Consider the following 16,327-nt stretch of genomic DNA (forward strand, 5'->3'; position numbering starts at 1 on the left):
AACCAGCGCCAAGTCGACTGGCACTTCACCACCGACGACGCACGCGTGAAACTGCGCCACCTCTACCCAACCACACAGCAAAATTAAGCCGCGACAATCTACTAGTGCTCCAGGATCCGAACACGGCGGCGCTTGACTGGGTCATTCCGCCGACCGCGTGATCAAGGTCACCGAGCCGTGCCACGAGCGTGCCAGATCGAGGGGGGAACCGCGGGGAATCACGGAGACTCGCGGTAGCCGTAGACGAGATCAGCCCCCGACCAAACTTGCTGGTCAGGGGCTGATTCACGTTACTGTGGCGGCGCCAGGATTCGAACCTGGGAAGGTAGAACCGGCAGATTTACAGTCTGCTCCCTTTGGCCGCTCGGGCACACCGCCGGGTTGGCCACCAGATCGAACCGCTTTTCGGCGGTGCCCCCTGGCGACGACGTAAACAATACCCGATACACGGGGGTGCTTCGCCACCCGATTGATCTCCGCCCCTCGGCTCGTGGGGTGGCTAGGCTGGTGCGGATGCGGCCCGGTCTCATGCCGGGCCCGGCGGCCGCCGCCGCGCACGCCGGCACGCACCCGATAGTCACCCCGATACAAGGAGCCACAGGACATGGCCGACTCCAGTTTCGACATCGTCTCGAAGGTCGAGCGGCAGGAGGTCGACAACGCCCTCAACCAGGCCGCCAAGGAGATCTCGCAGCGCTACGACTTCAAGGGCGTGGGTGCCTCGATCTCGTGGTCCGGGGACAAGATCCTCATGGAGGCGAACTCCGAGGACCGGGTGAAGGCTGTCCTCGACGTCTTCCAGTCCAAGCTGATCAAGCGTGGTATCTCGCTGAAGGCACTGGACGCGGGCGAGCCCCAGTTGTCCGGCAAGGAGTACAAGATCTTCGCGTCGATCCAGGAGGGCATCTCCCAGGAGAACGCGAAGAAGGTGGCGAAGATCATTCGTGACGAGGGCCCGAAGGGCGTGAAGGCCCAGGTGCAGGGGGACGAACTGCGCGTCTCCTCCAAGAGCCGTGACGACCTGCAAGCCGTGATCGCGCTGCTGAAGGGCAAGGACTTCGACTTCGCGCTGCAGTTCGTGAACTACCGGTAAGACACCGGCAGGACATTTGCGACAGCACGGAAGGGCGGGCGCCCCCGAGCGGTGCCCGCCCTTCCGTGCTGTCGTCGGGCACGTTCACTGCCTGTCGACGGCGTGTTCGTGGCCTGTCGACGAGGAAGACGCCGACGGCCGACCACCCGGTTCCGGCGCTCAGTAGGGTGCGGCGCATGACAACTTCCGGCACCGCACTGCGACGCACCCTCGGCGTGCGGGACGCCGTGGTCGTCGGCCTCGGCTCGATGGTCGGAGCCGGCGTCTTCTCCGCCCTGGGGCCCGCCGCGCGCGCGGCCGGATCGGCGCTGCTGCCCGGGCTGGCGCTCGCGGCCGTGGTGGCCTACTGCAACGCCATGTCCTCGGCCCGACTCGCCGCCCGCTACCCGGCCTCCGGCGGGACGTACGTGTACGGACGGGAACGGCTGGGCCCCTTCTGGGGCTATCTCGCGGGCTGGGCGTTCGTGGTCGGCAAGACGGCGTCCTGCGCGGCCATGGCGCTCACCGTGGGCGCCTACATCTGGCCGGGGCAGGCGCATGCGGTGGCGGTCGCGGCCGTGGTGGCCCTGACGGCCGTGAACTACGGCGGGATCCACAAGTCGGCGTGGCTGACGCGCGTGATCGTGGCGGTGGTGCTGACCGTGCTCGCGGCCGTGGTGGTCGTGTGCCTGGCCTCCGGGCAGGCCGACGCCGGGCGGCTGGACATCGGGCTGTCGTCGGGCGCGGGCGGGGTGCTCCAGGCGGCGGGGCTGCTGTTCTTCGCGTTCGCCGGGTACGCGCGTATCGCGACGCTCGGGGAGGAGGTGCGGGATCCGGCGCGCACGATTCCGCGTGCCATCCCGCTGGCCCTGGGGATCGCACTTGTGGTGTACGCGTGCGTGGCCGTCGCGGTGCTCGCCGTCCTCGGCGCGGACCGGCTCGGGCACGCGGCAGCGCCGCTGACCGACGCGGTACGGGCGGCCGGCGTACCGGGACTCGTGCCGGTCGTGCGGGTCGGGGCGGCGGTGGCGGCGCTCGGCTCGCTGCTCGCGCTGATCCTCGGCGTGTCCCGTACGACGCTCGCCATGGCCCGGGACGGGCATCTGCCAGGGGCGCTGGCGGCCGTGCACCCGCGTTTCCAGGTGCCGCACCGGGCGGAGCTCGCCGTGGGCGCGGTGGTCGCCGTACTGGCCGCGACGGTCGACGTACGCGGTGCGATCGGCTTCTCCTCCTTCGGCGTGCTCGCCTACTACGCCGTCGCCAACGCCGCCGCGTGGACCCTGAGTCCGGCCCCGTCGGCCCGCGCGGGGCCCGCGGTGGGCCTGCTGGGCTGCGCCACGCTGGCGTTCGCGCTGCCCGCCGTCTCGGTGGCCGTGGGGACGGGCGTGCTCGCGGTGGGCGTGGCGGCCTACGGCGTACGACGACGGGCGCGGCGGCGCCACACCGAGTGACGTCTCGTCAGCCGCGTCGGCACGCGCGCGTAGTGCCTCCTTTCCACCGGCCCGCTCAGCCGGCAGCCGGCCCTGCCGAACGGGGTCGTCTCCGAACGTTCCCGATCACGCCACAGTGATGCTGCGGGTCTGCCCGAACGCGCTGACACGCTGATACTTGTGGCAGCGGGCATGCCGGCGGAGCGACCTGGAGAGGTACCGATCATGAAGGTGTTCAACCTGCTGCTCAACATCCTGTGGCTCGTCTTCTGCGGCTTCTGGATGGCGATCGGCTATCTCATCGCCGCCCTGATCTGCTTCGTCCTGATCGTCACCATCCCGTTCGGCATCGCGTCGCTGCGCATCGCCGGCTTCGTCCTGTGGCCGTTCGGCCGGACCACCGTGGACCGCCCGGGCGCGGGGGCGGGCTCCTTCATCGGCAACGTGATCTGGGTGATCTTCGCGGGATGGTGGCTGGCGCTGGGCCACCTGATCACGAGCATCCCCCTGTTCCTGTCGATCATCGGGATCCCCTTCGGCTGGGCGAACCTCAAACTCATCCCGATCTCCCTCATGCCGCTCGGGCGTGAGGTGGTGCCGTCGGACCAGGGTTTCGCCGGGCGCTGATCTCCCCGCGCCGGCCGCTGGTCACGGCGGAGGCAGCATGCCCAGCGGCCCGAGGTCGATGTTGCGGTCGGCCAGGGTGAGGCCGTAGCAATCCCGCAGTTCGGCCGTCCGGTCGTGCAGCGGCATCTGGGTCATCGAACCTCGCGCAGCCGATCGGGGGACGGGCGGTCAGCGGGGCTCGTCCTCGGAACCACCGTCTCCCCGGTGTCCACCGTGCCCTGTGGGAGCCTGCCGCGGCGGTGGAGTACGTCCTGGCAGACGGCCATGACACCGCTCGTCTCCGGCACACGCCCGGCTCCACGACTTCGGCTTCCCGCCCCCGTCGGTCGGTCTCAGCGCCGAAACCGACTCCTGGGTTCGCCCCAGCAACTCGGCGAGCCGCTCCATCCCACTCCGCATGGCGTCGGTCGGGGACACGCGGCCCGGCCCGCGGGCTCCTGCCTTACCGGGACATACCGGGACGGCGGACCTTCACCGGTGGTGACCTGCCATCTTCTCCAGCCGGGCGATGCGGTCCGCCATCGGCGGGTGCGTGGAGAACATCTTGGTCAGGCCCTGGCCCGCGCGGAACGGGTTCGCGATCATCATGTGGCTGGCGGTCTCGATCCGCGGCTCGGGGGGCAGCGGGAGCTGCTGGGTGCCGACCTCCAGCTTGTGCAGGGCACTGGCGAGGGCCAGCGGGTCGCCGGTGAGCTGGGCGCCGGAAGCGTCCGCCTCGTACTCGCGGGAGCGGCTGATGGCCAGCTGGATGAGGGACGCGGCGAGCGGGCCGAGGATCATGATCAGGAGCAGGCCGAGCAGGCCGGGGCCGTCGTCGTCGTCCGAGCGGCCGACCGGGATCAGCCAGGCGAAGTTCACCAGGAACATGATCACCGAGGCGAGCGCGCCGGCGACCGAGGAGATCAGGATGTCCCGGTTGTAGACGTGGCTGAGTTCGTGGCCGATGACGCCCCGCAGCTCGCGCTCGTCCAGCAGGCGCAGGATCCCCTCGGTGCAGCACACGGCCGCGTTGCGCGGGTTGCGGCCCGTGGCGAAGGCGTTGGGGGCCTCGGTGGGCGAGATGTACAGGCGGGGCATGGGCTGGCGGGCCTGCGTGGACAGCTCGCGGACCATGCGGTACAGCGCCGGGGCCTCGAACTCGCTGACCGGACGGGCCCGCATCGCGCGCAGCGCCAGCTTGTCGCTGTTCCAGTACGCGTACGCGTTCGTGCCGAGGGCCACCAGGACCGCGACGATCAGGCCGGTGCGGCCGAAGAAGCTGCCGATGACGATGATGAGTGCGGACAGTCCCCCGAGGAGTACTGCGGTCCTGAGCCCGTTGTGCCGGCGGTGCACCGTGCGCCCTCCAAGTCGTGCAGCTGGGGAACACTTTGGTCCAGTGGACCCTCCCGCTTGTGACAACGCCAGGCGGCGGCTGCGAGTTCCCTGGTGGATGCGGCTGCGCGTCGGGCCGTACGGGTGACGGGGCGCGTACGGCCACGCGCGCGTGGAGGCTACGGGTGCCCCACGCGCGCGTGGCCGATGCCTCAGAACAGTCCGGTGGCCGCGAAACGCAGGACCAGCTGCGGTGCTCCGGACAGAGCGACGCCGAGTACGCCGGTGAGGGCGAGGGCGGCCGTGAGGGGGGCCGGGACGCGGTGCCGGGCGGGTTCGCCCTCGGGGGCGCGGAACAGCAGGGCCGTCCACTGCAGGTAGTAGAAGAGGGCGATCACCACGTTGACGGCCATGACGACGGCGAGCCAGCCGAGGCCCGCGTCGACGGCCGCCGAGAACACGGTGACCTTGGCGAACAGCCCGATGACGCCCGGCGGCAGGCCGGCCAGGCACAGCAGGAAGAACGCCAGCAGCAGCGCGGTGAGCGGGTTGGCGGCGTACAGGCCCCGGTAGTCGCTGATCCGGTTCAGGGCGCGGCTACGGCCCACCACGGCGGCCACCGCGAACGCGCCCAGGTTCACGGCGCCGTACATCAGCGCGTAGGCCACGGTGGAGCCGATCGCCTTCTGTGGGTCCCTGGCGTAGCCGGCGGCGGCGATCGGCACCAGCAGGTAGCCGGCCTGGCCGACGGAGGACCAGGCGAGCAGCCGTACGGCGCTGTACGCGCGCGTGGCCTGCTGGCGCAGGGCGCCGACGTTGCCGACGGTCATGGTGAGCGCGGCCAGGGCGGCGAGCGCGGGGCCCCAGACGTCGGCGTACGACGGGAACGCGACGACCGTGACGAGGATCAGCCCGGAGAAGCCGACCGCCTTGCCGACGACCGACAGATAGGCGGCGACGGGCAGCGGCGCGCCGACGTAGGTGTCGGGCACCCAGAAGTGGAAGGGCACGGCGGCCGTCTTGAACGCGAAGCCGATCAGAGTGAGGACGACACCCGCCTGGGCGAGTGTGTGCAGCTGTCCGCCGACGTGTGGCAGGCGCTGGGCGACCTGGGTGAGGTAGAGGGTGCCTGTGGAGGCGTAGACGAAGCTGACGCCCATCAGGCTGACGGCGGTGGCCGTCACCGAGGACAGGAAGAACTTCAGGGCGGCCTCGGAGGACCGCTCGTCGCCGTGCCGGATGCCGACGAGGGCGAAGGCGGGCAGGGAGGCGACCTCCAGGGCGACGATCAGGGTGGCCAGGTCGCGGGCGGCGGGCAGCAGGGCGGCGCCGGCCGCGGAGGACAGCAGCAGGAACCAGAACTCGCCCGGCGGGACGCGCCGCTCGTCGTCCCTGAGGTTGGTGACCGACAGCAGGGCCGTGAGCAGGGCGCCGCCGAGGGACAGGAACTGGATGACGAGCGTGAAGTGGTCGGCGGTGTAGCTGCACGCGCGCGTACCACCGCCCGTCAGGCAGAAGGTGCTGCGGTCGCCGTCCAGGAGGGGCAGCAGCATCAGCGTGGCCACGGCGAGTCCGGCGACCGATACCCAGCCGAGGACGGCCTTGCCGGCCTCGGGCAGGAACAGGTCGGCGACCAGGACGACGAGTGCGACCGCGGCGGCGATGGTCGGCGGGGCGACGGCGAGCCAGTCGACGGACTGGACCAGCGACTCGGCGAGGGGCTGGGCGCTCATCGGGTGCCTCCTGCGAGAAGCTGGTGCACGGCCGGGTCGGTCAGGCCGAGCAGCGCCCTCGGCCACAGTCCGGCGGCGACGGTGAGGGCGACGAGCGGGGTCCAGGCGGCGAACTCGTAGCCGTGGACGTCGGCGAGTTTCGGGACTTCCTGTTCGACTTCGCCCATGCAGACGCGGCGGACCACGATCAGCATGTACGCGGCCGTCAGCAGGGTGCCGAACGCGCCGATCGCCATGAAGGTGAGGAAGGCCGGCCGGCTGAGGTCGGCGGCGGGCTTGAACGCGCCGAACAGGGCCAGCATCTCGCCCCAGAACCCGGCGAGCCCGGGCAGCCCGAGCGAGGCGACCGCGCCGAACGCGAGGAGACCGCCGAGGCGCGGGGCCTTGCCGTACAGCGCGGCTCCCGTCTCCTCGGCAAGGGTGTCGAGGTCGGTGCTGCCAGTGCGGTCCTTCAGCGCGCCGACCAGGAAGAAGAGGAGGCCGGTGATGAGGCCGTGGGCGATGTTGGCGAACAGGGCGCCGTTGACGCCGGTCGGGGTCATGGTGGCGACGCCCAGCAGGACGAAGCCCATGTGACCGACCGAGGAGTAGGCGATCAGCCGCTTGAGATCGCCCTTCGCGCCCCGCTTGGCCAGGGCCAGGCAAGCCAGGGACCCGTAGATGATCCCGACGACGGCGAACGCGGCGAGATACGGCGCGAAGGTGTGGAAGCCGTGCGGTGCGACCGGCAGCAGGATCCGGACGAACCCGTACGTGCCCATCTTGAGCAGGACACCGGCCAGCAGGACCGAGCCGACGGTCGGGGCGGCGGTGTGGGCGTCGGGCAGCCAGCTGTGCAGCGGCCACATCGGCGACTTCACGGCGAGCCCGATCCCGATCGCCAGAACGGCGATGACCTGCACGGACGCGGTCAGCGACCGGCCGTTGTCAGTGGCGAGTGCCACCATGTCGAACGTGCCCGCCTTGAGCCCGATCAGGAGCAGGCCGAGCAGCATGACCACGGAGCCGAGCAGCGTGAACAGGATGAACTTCCACGCGGCCCGGGTCCGGCCCTCGCCGCCCCAGCGGGCGATGAGGAAGTACATCGGGATGAGCACCATCTCGAACGCGAGGAAGAACAGCAGCAGATCGAGGACGGCGAAGGTGGCGAGGGTGCCGGACTCGAGCAGGAGCAGCAGCGCGACGAACGCCTTCGGGGAGCCGCCCGCGGGCGGCTTGAAGTAGGAGTACAGCGCGCAGAGGAAGGTCAGCAGCGCGGTCAGGACGACCAGGGGGAGGGAGATGCCGTCGATGCCGAGGTGGATCCGCACGTCGAGTGCGGGGATCCAGCTGATGTCGGTCGTGGCTTGCATCTTCGACGGATGGTCGTGGTCGAAGCCGAGCGCCAGGACGATCGCGGCGATGAGGATCGCGCCGGTCACGGTCACGCCGTGCCGCAGCACGGCCTGCTCGGGCGACTTCCCCTTCAGTCCGGGCGGGGCCGGGAGGAGAGCGGCGACGGCGCCGAGGAGCGGGCCGACGACGACGAATGCCAGAAGGAACTGCATCACGGACTCGTTGATATCGATCACGCCTGCTCACGCTCCCGTGGCGACGAGGACGACGGCGACCGCCAGGACGACGGTGCCGGCGAGCAGCGCGCTCACATAGGTCTGCACATTGCCGGTCTGCGCCCGCCGTACGGCTGCCCCGAGCAGCCGGGGCAGGGCGGCCGCGCCGTGTACGTAGGTGTCGACGACCTCGCGGTCGAGGAACCGGACGAGGCTCGCTCCGGCCTGGACGGGGCGGACGAACAGTGCCGCGTATACGGCGTCCAGGTGGAAGCCGACGGCCGCGTGGCGGCGCAGCGGGCCGAGCAGCAGCCGTGCCGGGTCCGCGGGGTCGGGTGCGTAGGCGATGTCGCCGTAGGCGGGCTCGTGGGTGGTGATGGCCTCGGCCTCGACCAGCCCGGCGTCCTCCTCCGGATGGGCGGCGACCGCGCCCAGCGGGACCCGGGCGGCGAGCTGGGTGGTGCGCTGCCAGGCGCCGTAGGTGAGCAGTCCTCCGACCACGGCGAGGCCCGTGCCGAGGATGGAGGTGAGCAGGGTCGGGGTCAGGTCGCGGCCGTCGAACCAGCCGGGCAGCGAGCGGTAGGCGAGCCCGCCGAAGGCCAGGGACGGCACGGCGAGGATCCACAGCACCACGGTCATCGTCAGCGGCTGGCGGCCGTGGTCGGGGGCCTCGGCGCCCCGGCCGCGGAAGGCCAGCAGCCACAGCCGGGTCGCGTAGGCGGCGGTGAGCAGCGCGGTGACCAGACCGGCGACGAGGACGATCCAGCCGGCCGCGCCCGGCACGTGCAGGGTGCCGCCGTCGGCCGCGTGCTCGGCGGCGCCGAGGACGGACTCCTTGGAGAAGAAGCCGCTGAACGGCGGGATCGCGGCGAGCGCGAGGAGTGCCACGGTCATCGTCCAGTAGGCGTCCGGGACCCGGTCGCGCAGCCCGTGCATGCGGGACATGGCGGCCAGCGAGTTGGTGCCGGCGGCGTGGATGATCACGCCGGCCGCGAGGAACAGCAGCGCCTTGAAGGCGCCGTGGGACAGGAGGTGGAAGACGGCGGCACCGCGGTCGCCGACGGCCAGGGCGCCGGTCATGTAGCCGAGCTGGCCGATCGTCGAGTAGGCGAGGACGCGCTTGATGTCGTCCTGGGCGAGCGCGGCGAGACCGGAGCCGGCCATCGTGACGGCGGCCATGACGGCGAGCACGAGCATCGCGGCCTGGGAGGCCTCGAAGACCGGAAGGAGACGGGCGACGAAGTAGACGCCGGCGGCGACCATCGTCGCGGCGTGGATCAGCGCCGAGACGGGCGTGGGGCCCGCCATCGCGTCCGGGAGCCAGGTGTGCAGCGGGAACTGTGCCGACTTGCCCGCGACGCCCGCGAGGAGCAGCAGGGCGACCACCGTCGGATGGTGCAGGTTGCCGCTCGCGACGGCGCCGAGGACGCGCGTGATCCGGAACGAACCGGCGTCGGTGGCGAGCGCGAACAGCCCGATGAGGAACGGCACGTCGCCGAGCTTGGTGACCAGGAAGGCCTTCAGGGAGGCGGCGCGGGCCTCGGGGGTCTCCCAGTAGTGGCCGACCAGGAAGTAGGAGCAGATACCCATGACTTCCCAGCCGACCAGCAGCACGATCAGGTCACCGGAGTAGACGACCAGGAGCATCGCGGAGGTGAACAGGGAGACGAGGGCGGCGTAGGAGGGGTAGCGCGGGTCGTCGCGCAGATAGCCGGTCGAGTAGATCTGCACGCAGGCCGCGACGAACGCCACCAGGATCGCGACGAGCGCGGCGAAGCCGTCGATGTACAGGGCCAGCTCGATCGGGACCGAGCCGGTGGGCGTCAGCTCGGTGTGGGCGGTGATGGCCGGTCCGCCGCCCTGGCGCGCGGCGACGATCGCGGCCAGCGCGAGCGAGGCCAGCGGCGGCAGCACGGCGAGCGGGCGGACGAACCCGGGCGCGGTGCGGCCGAGCAGCAGTCCGCCCGCGGCGCCGAGGAACGGCAGAAGGGGGACGAGGGCGGCGAGGGTAGTCGTGGTCACGCGGTGGCCTCAGCCTTCTCGGCCGCGGAGGAGCCCGGTCCCTCGGTGCCGGGGCCCTCGGCGGTGTCGCGGAGCTTGTCGATGTCGGAGGTGCCGCGGTTGCGGTAGACGGCGAGCACGATCGCCAGGCCGATGCCGATCTCGGCGGCGGCGATGGTGATGGTGAACAGGGTCAGCGCCTGGCCGGAGTGCAGGGTGTCCTTCGCGGCCCGGCTGAGCCACACGTCGAAGGCGACGAGGTTGAGGTTGACGGCGTTGAGCATCAGCTCGACCGACATCAGGACCAGGATCGCGTTGCGGCGGGCGAGGACGCCGTACAGGCCGGTGCAGAACAGGAGGGCGGAGAGGACGGCCGGGTAGGCGAGGTGCATCAGCGGGCGCCTTCCTGCTCGACCGGGTGAATTCCGGAATCCGTGACGGAGGGGGAACTCTCGGTGATGCCTCGGGAGTTCACACGGGGAGGGTTCGACTCCGCCTTCGCCTTGCGGGACAGGACGATCGCGCCGACCAGGGCCGCGAGGAGCAGGACGGACAGCGCCTCGAAGGGCAGCACCCAGTTCCGGAAGAGGCTCTCGCCGGTGACCCGGGTGGAGCCGGCGGCCGGGCCGTTCAGGTCGATCCAGGTGGTGCGGAAGGCGTCGACGACCACCCAGACCAGGGCGACGGCGGCGGCGACCGCGACGGCCAGGGCGGCCCAGCGGTTGCCGGAGTCGGCGTCCGGGGAGCGGCCGATGGGGGCCTTGGTGAGCATCAGACCGAACAGCAGGAGGACGACGACGGAACCGACGTAGATCAGGACCTGCACCCAGGCGATGAACTCGGCCGTGAGCAGCAGGTACTCCACGGCGAGACCGCCGAGCGCGACCACGAGCCAGAGGGCGGCGTGCACCAGCTGGCGGGTGGTGACGGTGACCAGCGCGGCGCCGAAGGTGACCAGGCCGACGAGGAGGAAGGCGATTTCGACGCCGGTCGGGGACAGGAAGCCGGGCGAGGCCGCGGCGAGGTCCACGCCGGGGTGACCCGCGGCGAGGCTCAGGGTCGAGGTGAGGGTCATGCCGTGCCCTCCCCAGGTTCGGCCTGAGCGGCCGCCAGCTTCTCGGCGGTCTTGCGGGCGGCGGCGATCTCCTTCGGCTCCTCGGCGGCGGGGTCGAGGGCCGGCGGGGCCGGGACGGTCCACATCCACTCGCGGAGCTTGTCCCGCTCGTGGGTGAGGTCGCGGATGTCGGTCTCGGCGTACTCGAACTCCGGGGACCAGAACAGCGCGTCGAAAGGACACACCTCGATGCAGATACCGCAGTACATGCACAGGGAGAAGTCGATGGCGAACCGGTCGAGGACGTTGCGGCTGCGCTCGCGGCCGCCGGGGGCGGCGGGCGGGACGGTCTCCTTGTGGGAGTCGATGTAGATGCACCAGTCCGGGCACTCACGGGCGCAGAGCATGCAGACCGTGCAGTTCTCCTCGAACAGGCCGATCACGCCACGCGTGCGGGGCGGCAGTTCGGGCTGGGCGTCCGGGTACTGCTCGGTGACCGTCTTCCTGGTCATCGTGCGGAGGGTGACGGCCAGGCCCTTGGCAAGGCCGGAGCCGGGGATCGGAGCCACTAGGAGATCACCACCTTGACGATGCCGGTGAGGGCGATCTGGGCGAGGGAGAGGGGGACGAGGAGGGTCCAGGACAGCTTCTGGAGCTGGTCCTCGCGCAGGCGCGGGTAGGTGACGCGCAGCCAGATGACGAGGAAGGCGAGGATCGCGGTCTTCAGCAGGGTCCACAGCCAGCCCAGGCCGTCGTGGCCCCACGGGCCGTGCCAGCCGCCCAGGAAGAGGACGGTGGTCAGGCCGCACAGGACGACGATCCCGGCGTACTCGGCGAGGAGGAACAGTGCGAACCGCAGACCGGTGTACTCGGTGTACGCGCCGAAGATGATCTCCGAGTCGGCCACGGGCATGTCGAACGGCGGGCGCTGCAGCTCGGCGAGTCCCGCGACGAAGAAGACGACCGCGCCGACGATCTGCCAGGGCACCCACCACCAGTGGAAGCCATGCAGGATGCCGGGCAGGGAGACCGTGCCCGCCGCCATCGCCACCGAGGCGGCGGCGAGCAGCATCGGCAGCTCGTAGGCGAGCAGCTGGGCGGCCGTGCGCAGGCCGCCGAGCAGGGAGAACTTGTTCGCGCTGGCCCAGCCGGCCATGAGCGAGCCGAGCACGCCGACGCCCATCACCGCGAGCACGAAGAACACGCCCGCGTCCAGGACCTGGCCGACGGCGCCCTCGCCGGGGCCGATCGGGATGGCGAGCAGCACGAGGAGGTACGGCAGCAGGGCCACGGCGGGGGCGAGCTGGAAGACGCGGCGGTCGGCGCCGGCCGGGACCACGTCCTCCTTCTGCGCGAACTTCACGCCGTCCGCGATGAGCTGCGCCCAGCCGTGGAAGCCGCCCGCGTACATCGGGCCGAGGCGGCCCTGCATGTGCGCCATCACCTTGTGCTCGGTCTGACCGACGATCAGCGGGAAGGTGAGGAAGACGACGAACACGACCAGGAGTCGCAGGGCGACGTCCAAGGCGCCGTTCACTGCGGGCCTCCCGTGGGGTTGTCGTCGTTGGGCTCGGGTTCGGGGTTGCCGGGGGTGGCGGGCTCGTCGCCGGCGGCGGGGTCGTCACCGGTGCCGGCGGCCCGTTCGGGTTGCTGCTCGGTCTGCTCGGGTTCGGCAGGGGCCTGGGCGGGTTCGGCGGAGGCCTGTTCGGGGGTCTGCCCAGGCTCGGCGGTGCTCCGCTCGGGTTCGGCAGACGTCCGCTCAGGTTCCCTCGTCGCCTGCTCGGGCCCCGCATCGGTCCGCCCCGGTTCCTCCTGTGCCTGTTCGGGCTCCTCGAAGGCCGGACGGGCGTGGTGCCACGGGGCGTCCGAGCTGCGCGGGGCCGTGCTCCGGCGGGCGGGACGAGCGGCGCTGTCCGGTGCCGCCGACTCACCCGTAGCCGCTTCCGTCGGCTCGTCCGTGGCCGGTGCCGTCGGTTCCGGAGCCTGGGCTCGCTGTGAGGCCGAGCCTTCTGAGGCGCTGCGGGCGCGGCGGGGGCGGGCCGGGGCGAGGCCGGGCTCGTGGGCCACAGAGGCCTCGGCAGCCGGGCCTTCCGCCGCCGCTGCACGGGTCGCGTCGCCCTCGGCGGCGGTCTGCTCGAGTTCGGCCGCGTCCTGAGGGGGCCGCGTCTGGCTCACCGAGCCCTCGCTCGCGCTCCGCGTCCGCCGCGGCCGGGCACCGGCAGCACCCACGCCCCCGGTGGCCGCGGCAGCCTCGCCCGTCGGCTCGGTAGAGGCGGCCTGCGGCGCCTGGCTCGCCGAGCCCTGTGCCGCCGTGCGGGTCCGTCGTACCGGGCGGTCTCCGGCCGCGCCTGCGCGAGCAGCCGCCGGGCGTTCGCCCGCCGCGCGGCCCGCGCCCCGTGCGGGGCGGGCCGGGGCAGGGGGCAGCTGGCCCTTCAGGGGGCCCCACTCGTTGGGGTCCGGTACGCCCGGGGGAAGCATCTGGCGACGCTTCGGGCCGCCGTGCTCGGATTCGCCGGGCTCCTTGGCGCCGGGCCAGGCCTTGGCGACACGCGCGGCGAGGACGAAGTCCTTGCGCAGCGGGTGGCCCTCGAAGGTCTCCGGGAGGAGCAGGTGCTCCAGGCCGGGGTGACCCTCGAACACCACGCCGAACATCTCGTGGGTCTCGCGCTCGTGCCAGGCGGCCCCCGCGTAGACGCCGACGGCGGAGGGCAGGGTCGGCGCCTCGTGCGGGACGGTCGTGCGGACGAGGAGGCGGCGGACCGGGCCCAGGGCGACGACGTGGGCGGAGACGCGGAAACCCGTGCCCGGTTCGTCGACCGCGCTCAGCCAGTCGAAGTAGGTGCAGCCCAGGGTCGTACGGGCCGTCTCCAGGGCGGTGAGCCAGGAGGACGGCGGTACGTCCACGGTGAGGAGGTTGTACGACTCCTCGGCCGTGGCGTCCGTACCGAAGAGGTCCTCGACCGGGGCGGGCAGCCAGCCGACCGTGCTCATCGCCCGTCCCCCTCACCAGCAGGGGCGGGCGGCTTCACCAGGTCGCTGGTCAGGGCGGCCGCGGACGGGCGGGAGTGGCCGTACCGCTCCCCCAGCGACTCGCGGGCGATCTTCTCCTGGAGCTTGAGGATGCCCTGCAACAGTGCCTCGGGGCGCGGCGGGCAGCCGGGGACGTACACGTCCACCGGGATGATCTGGTCGACGCCCTTGGTGACGGAGTAGGAGTCCCAGTAGGGGCCGCCGCAGTTGGAGCAGGCGCCGAAGGAGATGACGTACTTCGGCTCGGGCATCTGCTCGTACAGGCGCTTGACGGCCGGGGCCATCTTGTCCGTGACCGTGCCCGAGACGACCATCAGGTCGGCCTGGCGCGGCCCGGGTGCGAACGGGATCACGCCGAGGCGGATGAAGTCGTGGCGGGCCATCGACGCGGCGATGAACTCGATCGCGCAGCAGGCGAGGCCGAAGTTGAAGACCCAGAGCGAGTAGCGGCGGCCCCAGTTCAGGACCACCTTCATCGGCTCGGGGGCCAGGCGGGCGAGCGTGCCCAGCCGCTTCGGCTCCGGGAGCGACACAGGTGTGGGGGTCACGTCCATGCCAGGACGCCCTTCTTGTATGCGTACAGCAAGCCCACGGCGAGGAAGCCGAGGAAGACGAACATCTCCACGAGCGTCGTCGCGCCGTAGCCGGGGGCGGCGAAGACCGTCGCCCAGGGGAACAGGAAGATCGAGTCGATAGCGAAGATCACGTACAGGAAGGCGTAGACGTAGTAGCGGACCTGGGTGTGGGCCCAGCCCTCGCCGACCGGGTCGACGCCGCACTCGTAGGTCAGGAGTTTCTCGGGTGTCGGCACGACCGGGCGCAGCAGGCGGCCCGCGCCGAAGGCGACCGCGACGAACAGCACGCCGATGAGCGCGAGCAGTCCCACCACCGAGTAGGACTGGAAGTAGCCAGCCGCGATGACGTTCCCCGCGGCGGCCGTCGAGTCCCCCAGCGTCTCCCGCACCGTCCGTCCCTCGCTCCCTGACCATGTGACCTGAGTGAATTCCGTGATCCCGCAGTTCGAGGATCTGTACGCACGGGAGTCTAGGCCCTGATAAAGAACCGGTAAGCAGCCCGTCAGGCCATGAGACAGCCGACGGAGCCGGCGGACGCCCACAGGGTGGGGTTTTCCCCCGTCGGCGGAGGGCGGCGTACCGCATGGCGCGGAGGGTGTCGGGCACGGCAGGCTGACCGGTATGACCGCTACCAGCTCCGCCGTCGGCCGAACCGACGGCCCCGACCGTCTGCCCCCGATACGGCCGGCGTACGACGCGCACACCTGGAAGGAGATCCTGTATCTCCTGCTGAACCTGCCGGTGACGGTGTTCGGCTTCGTCTACGCGATCACCGTGCTGACCGTCGGCGGGTCCCTGACGATCACCGTCGTCGGCCTTCCGCTGCTGGCGCTGAGTCTGCTGGGCTCCCGGCAGCTGGGGAAGCTGGAGCGGGCCCGCGCGCGATGGCTGCTCGGGGTGCGGGTGGAGGAGCCGACTCCGCTGCCGCTCGCCAGGAGCGGCGGGCTGATGCAGCGGCTGTGGATGGCGCTGAAGGACCCTGTGGGCTGGCGGACGCTGCTGTACGACGCCATCCGGCTGCCCTGGGGCATCCTCACCTTCTGCACCGTGCTGACCTCGTTGTTCGTGCTGTGGCCGGTGCTGCCGTACCTGGCGCGGGGCCTGGCGAACATGGACCGCTTCCTGGTGCGCGGGCTGCTGTCGCCCTCGGACGAGCTGGAGCGCCGTATCGCCGAGCTGGAGTCGGACCGAGGGGTCGTGGTCGACACGGCCGCCGCCGATCTGCGGCGCATCGAGCGGGATCTGCACGACGGGGCGCAGGCCCGGCTGGTCAACCTGGCCATGGGGCTCGGTCTGGCCAAGGAGAAGCTGCTGGAGGATCCCGACACGGCGGCGGCGATGGTGGAGGAGGCGCACGGCGAGGTGAAGCTGGCCCTGCAGGAGCTGCGCGACCTGGCCCGCGGCATCCACCCGGCCGTGCTCACGGACCGGGGCCTGGACGCGGCCCTGTCCTCGGTCGCCACCCGCTGCACGGTGCCGGTGAAGGTGCGCGTGGACCTGCCGGACCGCCCGGCGCCGGCCATCGAGGGCATCGCCTACTTCACCGTCTCCGAGCTGCTGCAGAACATCAGCAAGCACAGCCAGGCCCGGACCGCCTCGGTGGACGTGTGGCGCACCGAGGACCGGCTGCTCATCCAGGTCCGCGACGACGGCCGGGGCGGCGCCCGCCTGGAGGGGGGTACCGGCATGCGCGGCCTCGCGGACCGGCTGGGCGCGGTGGACGGGCTGTTCGTCCTCGACTCCCCGGCCGGCGGCCCGACGGTGGTCACGGCGGAGCTGCCGTGGAGGGACCGGACGGAGTAGCCGACGGCGCCGTACGCGGGTGGAGCAGCGGACGGTTCCACCTGCGGGTGCTGGCGACTGCAACCCCCTAGGGGCGCGGGGAGCTGCGCGAGCGCCCCCGGCGAACCCGCAGCGGCCCCCCAGCAGAACCCCCGGTGA

General features: G+C 71.6%; 15 protein-coding genes and 1 tRNA gene. 4 read left to right on the forward strand and 12 right to left on the reverse strand.

Going from position 1 to position 16,327, the window contains the following annotated elements:
• Positions 1-296: 296 nt before the first annotated feature.
• Positions 297-378: transfer RNA gene (locus ACIBJF_RS19320), tRNA-Tyr, on the reverse strand.
• A 226-nt stretch (positions 379-604) separates the two neighbouring features.
• Here ACIBJF_RS19320 and ACIBJF_RS19325 point away from each other — a divergent pair.
• From ACIBJF_RS19325 to ACIBJF_RS19335, 3 genes are all read left to right on the forward strand, one after another.
• Positions 605-1,093 carry a YajQ family cyclic di-GMP-binding protein gene (locus ACIBJF_RS19325; protein ID WP_166001462.1) on the forward strand — a complete coding sequence of 163 codons (489 nt, stop codon included), beginning with the start codon at positions 605-607 and terminating at the stop codon, positions 1,091-1,093.
• A 176-nt stretch (positions 1,094-1,269) separates the two neighbouring features.
• Positions 1,270-2,523 carry an APC family permease gene (locus tag ACIBJF_RS19330; protein WP_399175044.1) on the forward strand — a complete coding sequence of 418 codons (1,254 nt, stop codon included), beginning with the start codon at positions 1,270-1,272 and terminating at the stop codon, positions 2,521-2,523.
• A 204-nt stretch (positions 2,524-2,727) separates the two neighbouring features.
• Positions 2,728-3,129: a YccF domain-containing protein gene (locus ACIBJF_RS19335; protein ID WP_351802257.1), complete on the forward strand. Its 402-nt coding sequence runs from the start codon at positions 2,728-2,730 to the stop codon at positions 3,127-3,129.
• Between the two features lie 471 nt (positions 3,130-3,600).
• Here the strand turns inward: ACIBJF_RS19335 and htpX are convergent, their stop codons facing one another.
• The 11 genes from htpX to ACIBJF_RS19390 all read right to left on the reverse strand — a co-directional run bounded on the left by htpX (position 3,601) and on the right by ACIBJF_RS19390 (position 14,775).
• Complete coding sequence (htpX, locus tag ACIBJF_RS19340; protein ID WP_399175046.1) at positions 3,601-4,464, reverse strand: zinc metalloprotease HtpX; 864 nt, start codon at positions 4,462-4,464, stop codon at positions 3,601-3,603.
• A gap of 191 nt (positions 4,465-4,655) precedes the next feature.
• Entirely contained in the window at positions 4,656-6,176 is a 1,521-nt protein-coding gene (locus tag ACIBJF_RS19345) for an NADH-quinone oxidoreductase subunit N (RefSeq protein ID WP_399175048.1), read from the reverse strand.
• Positions 6,173-7,747, reverse strand: a complete 1,575-nt coding sequence (locus tag ACIBJF_RS19350; RefSeq protein ID WP_399175049.1) for an NADH-quinone oxidoreductase subunit M — start codon at positions 7,745-7,747, stop codon at positions 6,173-6,175. The genes ACIBJF_RS19345 and ACIBJF_RS19350 overlap by 4 nt, the downstream gene beginning before the upstream one ends.
• Before the next feature lie 6 nt (positions 7,748-7,753).
• Complete coding sequence (locus ACIBJF_RS19355; RefSeq protein ID WP_399175051.1) at positions 7,754-9,748, reverse strand: NADH-quinone oxidoreductase subunit L; 1,995 nt, start codon at positions 9,746-9,748, stop codon at positions 7,754-7,756.
• Entirely contained in the window at positions 9,745-10,119 is a 375-nt protein-coding gene (gene nuoK, locus ACIBJF_RS19360; RefSeq protein ID WP_153539358.1) for an NADH-quinone oxidoreductase subunit NuoK, read from the reverse strand. Before nuoK ends, ACIBJF_RS19355 begins: the two co-directional genes overlap by 4 nt.
• Entirely contained in the window at positions 10,119-10,802 is a 684-nt protein-coding gene (locus tag ACIBJF_RS19365; protein WP_399175053.1) for an NADH-quinone oxidoreductase subunit J, read from the reverse strand. The genes nuoK and ACIBJF_RS19365 overlap by 1 nt, the downstream gene beginning before the upstream one ends.
• Positions 10,799-11,350: a NuoI/complex I 23 kDa subunit family protein gene (locus tag ACIBJF_RS19370; RefSeq protein ID WP_399175055.1), complete on the reverse strand. Its 552-nt coding sequence runs from the start codon at positions 11,348-11,350 to the stop codon at positions 10,799-10,801. The genes ACIBJF_RS19365 and ACIBJF_RS19370 overlap by 4 nt, the downstream gene beginning before the upstream one ends.
• On the reverse strand, positions 11,350-12,318 hold the full coding sequence (locus ACIBJF_RS19375) for a complex I subunit 1 family protein (RefSeq protein ID WP_356307616.1): 969 nt from the start codon (positions 12,316-12,318) through the stop codon (positions 11,350-11,352). Before ACIBJF_RS19375 ends, ACIBJF_RS19370 begins: the two co-directional genes overlap by 1 nt.
• Complete coding sequence (locus ACIBJF_RS19380) at positions 12,315-13,772, reverse strand: NADH-quinone oxidoreductase subunit C (protein ID WP_399175057.1); 1,458 nt, start codon at positions 13,770-13,772, stop codon at positions 12,315-12,317. The genes ACIBJF_RS19375 and ACIBJF_RS19380 overlap by 4 nt, the downstream gene beginning before the upstream one ends.
• Complete coding sequence (locus ACIBJF_RS19385) at positions 13,769-14,365, reverse strand: NADH-quinone oxidoreductase subunit B family protein (protein ID WP_356307620.1); 597 nt, start codon at positions 14,363-14,365, stop codon at positions 13,769-13,771. The genes ACIBJF_RS19380 and ACIBJF_RS19385 overlap by 4 nt, the downstream gene beginning before the upstream one ends.
• On the reverse strand, positions 14,356-14,775 hold the full coding sequence (locus ACIBJF_RS19390; protein ID WP_351802279.1) for an NADH-quinone oxidoreductase subunit A: 420 nt from the start codon (positions 14,773-14,775) through the stop codon (positions 14,356-14,358). Before ACIBJF_RS19390 ends, ACIBJF_RS19385 begins: the two co-directional genes overlap by 10 nt.
• A gap of 232 nt (positions 14,776-15,007) precedes the next feature.
• On the opposite strand from ACIBJF_RS19390, the gene ACIBJF_RS19395 reads away from it, so the two are divergent.
• Positions 15,008-16,189: a sensor histidine kinase gene (locus ACIBJF_RS19395; protein WP_399175059.1), complete on the forward strand. Its 1,182-nt coding sequence runs from the start codon at positions 15,008-15,010 to the stop codon at positions 16,187-16,189.
• Positions 16,190-16,327: the final 138 nt, after the last annotated feature.

Origin of the sequence: Streptomyces sp. NPDC050743 (assembly GCF_044456925.1) — a bacterium.
Lineage (GTDB): Bacteria > Actinomycetota > Actinomycetes > Streptomycetales > Streptomycetaceae > Streptomyces.

What these genes read in the sequence shown, in the direction of transcription:
- ACIBJF_RS19385 (WP_356307620.1), bottom strand. Translation starts at nt 14,365, where the DNA reads ATGGACGTGACCCCCACACCTGTGTCGCTCCCGGAGCCGAAGCGGCTG.
- ACIBJF_RS19380 (WP_399175057.1), bottom strand. Translation starts at nt 13,772, where the DNA reads ATGAGCACGGTCGGCTGGCTGCCCGCCCCGGTCGAGGACCTCTTCGGT.
- nuoK (WP_153539358.1), bottom strand. Translation starts at nt 10,119, where the DNA reads ATGCACCTCGCCTACCCGGCCGTCCTCTCCGCCCTCCTGTTCTGCACC.
- ACIBJF_RS19395 (WP_399175059.1), top strand. Translation starts at nt 15,008, where the DNA reads ATGACCGCTACCAGCTCCGCCGTCGGCCGAACCGACGGCCCCGACCGT.
- ACIBJF_RS19325 (WP_166001462.1), top strand. Translation starts at nt 605, where the DNA reads ATGGCCGACTCCAGTTTCGACATCGTCTCGAAGGTCGAGCGGCAGGAG.
- ACIBJF_RS19330 (WP_399175044.1), top strand. Translation starts at nt 1,270, where the DNA reads ATGACAACTTCCGGCACCGCACTGCGACGCACCCTCGGCGTGCGGGAC.
- ACIBJF_RS19345 (WP_399175048.1), bottom strand. Translation starts at nt 6,176, where the DNA reads ATGAGCGCCCAGCCCCTCGCCGAGTCGCTGGTCCAGTCCGTCGACTGG.
- ACIBJF_RS19335 (WP_351802257.1), top strand. Translation starts at nt 2,728, where the DNA reads ATGAAGGTGTTCAACCTGCTGCTCAACATCCTGTGGCTCGTCTTCTGC.
- ACIBJF_RS19365 (WP_399175053.1), bottom strand. Translation starts at nt 10,802, where the DNA reads ATGACCCTCACCTCGACCCTGAGCCTCGCCGCGGGTCACCCCGGCGTG.